Genomic DNA, 3842 nt, shown 5'->3' with positions numbered 1-3842 from the left:
CACCCGGCCTTCAGGTCCCGCCCACCCGTGCCCGAACAGCCCTGGGTGACGCCCCGAGCTCGCGTCGGCATGCCTTGTTGAAGGCCTGCAGATCGCCGATGCCGACGGCGGCCGCGATCGCCGGGATGGACAGGGTCGACTCCCGGAGCAGGTGCCGGGCGCGTTCCATGCGGCGGTGCCGGAGGTAGGCGACGACCGTGGTGCCGGTCTCTGCACGGAACAGGCGGATGAGGTGGTTGTGCGAGACGCCGGCCGCGTGCGCCACGTCGGGGACGGTCAGTTGGGCCGTCAGGTTCGACTCGATGTGGGCCACCGCGAGGGCGAAGGCCGGGTGGGGACCGGCGGTTCCGCCCGCTGCCGGGGTCGCCAGGTCCGCCACGCGCCACAGCACCGTCCACAACTCGGCTGCCGCGCGGGCGGAGTTGCGCGGCGCCGCGGCGACGGCCCGCTGCATCAGGTCGGTCAGCACGGGCGTCTGCGTACCGGCATCCTGCATCACGGGCACGGTCAACCGCTCACCGGCCGACGGGAGTTCCAGATGGGCGTAGAGATGCTCGGACCGGCCCCGGTAGTGGAACCACACCAGCGCGCCGGGCGGGACCAGGCTCACATGGCCGGGCCTGATCTCGTGCGCCACTCCGTCGACCGTCAACTCGGCCTCGTAACGGTACAGATGAAGCTGCCACAGGTCCGGCAGCCGGAACACGTCGCGCGGGCTCAACGTCCCGTGCACGCCGACGCCGAGGCTCGCCACGCGCGGTGGGGTGTCGAGGCCGATCCGTACGTGCGTTCCGGGGCCGTTGGTCGCGCTCACGGTGAAAACGTACCAGCGCCTGACACGGGGTCAACGGCTGTCAAGGCTCTTCGAAGCGTTCGGGTGTGATGTTCCCCTCGTCGGCCATACCGGGGCCGTATCCGGGCATCCGGATAGGGCACATGCCGTGCGGCCGGACCGGAAAAGGGGCGCCCGTGGACTCGACCACAACCGTGATCGTCATCGCCGTGGTGCTCGCGGTGGTGCTGCTCGCCGTGGCCGTCGGAGTGCTGGTGCGGCTCGTCCGCATGCGGCGCTCCATGCGGCGCGCAGGGCTTCCGACCGGCCCCACATGGGTTTTCTGGGGTGCCGTCCTCTACTTCCTACTGCCCACCGACCTGATGCCCGATCCCGTGTATCTGGACGACATCGCCGTACTTCTCCTCGCTCTTCGCACGATGCGCAACTCCCTCGGCGAGCAGGAGAAGGGGCTGCCGGACGGGCTCGACTGACCCCGGTGTGCGCGGCGCGCTCCTTACTCTGATTACGCAGAGTAAGGAAACCATTCACTCGTTCGATTCGTATAAGTCTCTGGAAGCAGACGGAAGTCAGCGGGCCAAGCGACCTCGCAGGGTGGCCACCGCTTGCACGAGGCAGTACCGACGAGGGAGAGACGATGCAACCTTTCGCGCTCAACTACGCTCGCCCGGCAGCACAGTTGGAGCTCACCACTCCGTACAGCTACGACTCCGGACTGCAGTTGAACGTGCTCGCCGACGGACGGGTCGCCGCCCATGATCTCGCTCTGCTGAGAGAACTGGGGACCACGACGTCCACAGCGGGATCGAAGACTCACTTCGACGACTGAACACGGAACGACGAAAATGACCGTCCTGGTCCTTACCTGCGAAGAGGACGTCACGGCGGACATGGTGGTGGTCCACCTGCACGCGTCCGGCGTCCCCGTGGTCCGGATCGATCCCGCCGACCTCACCGGCGGGGTCGCGCTGTCCGGGGAGTACGTGCACGGAGCCTTCCGCGGCCATCTGTCCGCAGGGGGGCGGCTGGTGAGCGTGAGCGGACTGCGCTCCATCTGGGTGCGCCGACCGGGCACCCCGGCGACCCGCGCACCCCAGCCCTCCGCGTGGCTGACCGAGGAGGCCTCCCAGGCGCTCTACGGCATGCTCCGCGGCTCCGGCGCCCGCTGGATGAACCACCCCGACGCGTCCCGCCGCGCCCGGCACAAGCCCTGGCAGCTGCGGCTCGCGCAGCGCAGCGGGCTGCCCGTGCCGGCCACCCTGATCACCACGTTCCCGCAGGCCGCCCGCGAGTTCTCGCAGCGCTTCCCGGACCTGGTGGTCAAGCCGGTCTCCGGTGCCCACCCGCAGGATCCGCCGCGAGCCGTGCCGACGAGCCGGGTCGCGCCGGACACCGACTTCGCCGCCGTCGCGTTCGGCCCGACGCTGCTGCAACGCCGGGTCGCCAAGCGCGCGGACATCCGGCTCACCGTCGTCGGCGACCGGATGCTCGCCGCCCGTACGGCGACCGCCCCGGACGCCGACCCCACCGAGGTCGACGTCCGTTTCGCCACCTCCGCGCAGCCCTGGTGCCCTGTCGAGGTCCCGCCGCGCGTCGCCGATGCCGTCCTGACGTACATGCGCGATGCCGAACTGGCTTACGGCGCCTTCGACTTCGCCGAGGACGGCGACGGGACCTGGTGGTTCCTTGAGTGCAACCAGTCGGGCCAGTTCGGCTTCGTCGAGGCGGAGACCGGTCAGCCGATCGCCCGGACGATAGCGGAGTGGCTGGCCCTGCCCGCCGCCTCGGAACGGGAGGGCCTCGTCAACGGGTCGGACAGCGCGGTCGGTTGAGCAGTAACGGTTCAGCTGAGGCGGAAGGGGCGAGCGCCCTGGGTCAGGAGTGGCGCTCTGCCCCGTATGTCCCCAACAGGCTGCACACCGCGTCCTCCTCGACCGCGCGCATCTTGCGCAGCAGTTCCGGTTTCCCCGCCTGGTTCACCTGAGTTGTCAATGAGAAAGTGAGCGAGCGCCGGCCGTCGGGGGTCGCCGCGATCAACTGTGTGTAACCGAGGGTGTTCCCGGTATGTCCGAGAACGACCCCGCACCGGGTGTCGTAGCGGAAGAGGGCGAGTCCGGCACTGTTGCGGCCGGGGCCGGCCGGTTCGGAGGCCCCGGGGATCCAGTGCCGCTGTTCCCGCACGACCGCCTTCGAGGTGAGGGCCCCGGCGGCGTAGCCGCTGATGAACGCGGTCAGGTCGCGGGGCGAGGAGGTGATCCCGCCCGAGGCCCAGACACCCGACATGCCGACCGCCTCGCTGACGTCCTCCGGGCCGGACGGTCCGCCGACGACGTATCCGTGCATGTACGGCTCCGGCATCTCGTACCCCTGCGGCAGGCTCGTGTCGTGCAGCCCCAGCGGCTTGTAGACGTCGTGGCGCAGCAGGTCCTCGTAGCGCGTGCCGGTCGCCGCCTCGGCCATCAGCGCTACGGCGATGTTGTCGGAGTTGGAGTAGCGGTACTGCGAGCCCGGGATGAAGCGCAGCGGTTCGCCCGCCACGAAGTCGAGCAGGCGCCGCGAGTCGAAGTGCCGGTGCGGGTCGGCCTGGAGGAGGCTGCGGAAGCGGGGGCTCTCGCTGAAGTCCGGGAGTCCGCTGGTGTGTTGGAGCAGCTGACGCAGGGTCACCTTCCGCCAGGCCCGGGGCAGACGGGGCAGCCGGGTGCCGATCGTGTCGTCGAGGGCGAGCCGGTGCTGTCGTACGAGATGCAGGGCCACCGCGCCGGTGAACGCCTTGCTGGTGCTCGCGGTCCGGGTGTGGTCGCTCGGTTCGAGCGGGCGGCCGGTGGTGATGTCGGCGGTTCCGGCGCGCAGGACGCGCCGGTGGTCGCCGTCGCGGAGCACGACGATCACGCCGGGCGGGCCGTCGGGGGCGGCGACCAGTTCGTCGAGGCCGCGCTGGAGGGAGTGGTCGTCGGCCGCGGCGGGCGACGCGGGCACGAGGGCGCCCACACAGGCGGCGACCAGGAGGGAGACGAGGCGGAGCGGCAGGGGCATGGAGTGTCCTGGGGGC

At 70.6% G+C, this 3842-nt stretch carries 5 protein-coding genes; 3 read left to right on the top strand and 2 right to left on the bottom strand.

Annotated elements, in window-relative coordinates:
• Window positions 1–10: 10 nt before the first annotated feature.
• Window positions 11–814: an AraC family transcriptional regulator gene (locus tag AC31A1_RS48355; RefSeq protein WP_489659418.1), complete on the bottom strand. Its 804-nt coding sequence runs from the start codon at window positions 812–814 to the stop codon at window positions 11–13.
• A gap of 155 nt (window positions 815–969) precedes the next feature.
• Here AC31A1_RS48355 and AC31A1_RS48350 point away from each other — a divergent pair, with 155 nt between their 5' ends.
• The 3 genes from AC31A1_RS48350 (at window position 970) to tgmB (ending at window position 2625) form a co-directional block, all read left to right on the top strand.
• A complete protein-coding gene (locus AC31A1_RS48350) occupies window positions 970–1266 on the top strand; it encodes a YkvA family protein (protein WP_489659417.1) in 297 nt (98 codons plus the stop codon).
• Window positions 1267–1430: 164 nt separating this feature from the next.
• Entirely contained in the window at window positions 1431–1622 is a 192-nt protein-coding gene (gene tgmA, locus AC31A1_RS48345; RefSeq protein ID WP_019070092.1) for a putative ATP-grasp-modified RiPP, read from the top strand.
• 16 nt (window positions 1623–1638) lie between these two features.
• On the top strand, window positions 1639–2625 hold the full coding sequence (gene tgmB, locus AC31A1_RS48340) for an ATP-grasp ribosomal peptide maturase (RefSeq protein WP_489659416.1): 987 nt from the start codon (window positions 1639–1641) through the stop codon (window positions 2623–2625).
• 43 nt (window positions 2626–2668) lie between these two features.
• Here tgmB and AC31A1_RS48335 read toward each other — a convergent pair whose 3' ends face one another.
• The gene (locus tag AC31A1_RS48335) at window positions 2669–3826 is read right to left on the bottom strand and encodes a serine hydrolase domain-containing protein (protein ID WP_489659419.1); all 1158 of its coding nucleotides are present in this window, start codon (window positions 3824–3826) and stop codon (window positions 2669–2671) included.
• Between the last annotated feature and the right edge of the window lie 16 nt (window positions 3827–3842).

It is taken from the genome of Streptomyces sp. P5F9, from assembly GCF_057961495.1.
This window is presented reverse-complemented; position numbering and strand designations above follow the sequence as displayed.

Bases quoted from the DNA above. Each gene is read 5' to 3' on its own strand.
- tgmA (WP_019070092.1), top strand. From the start codon at position 1,431: ATGCAACCTTTCGCGCTCAACTACGCTCGCCCGGCAGCACAGTTGGAG.
- tgmB (WP_489659416.1), top strand. From the start codon at position 1,639: ATGACCGTCCTGGTCCTTACCTGCGAAGAGGACGTCACGGCGGACATG.
- AC31A1_RS48335 (WP_489659419.1), bottom strand. From the start codon at position 3,826: ATGCCCCTGCCGCTCCGCCTCGTCTCCCTCCTGGTCGCCGCCTGTGTG.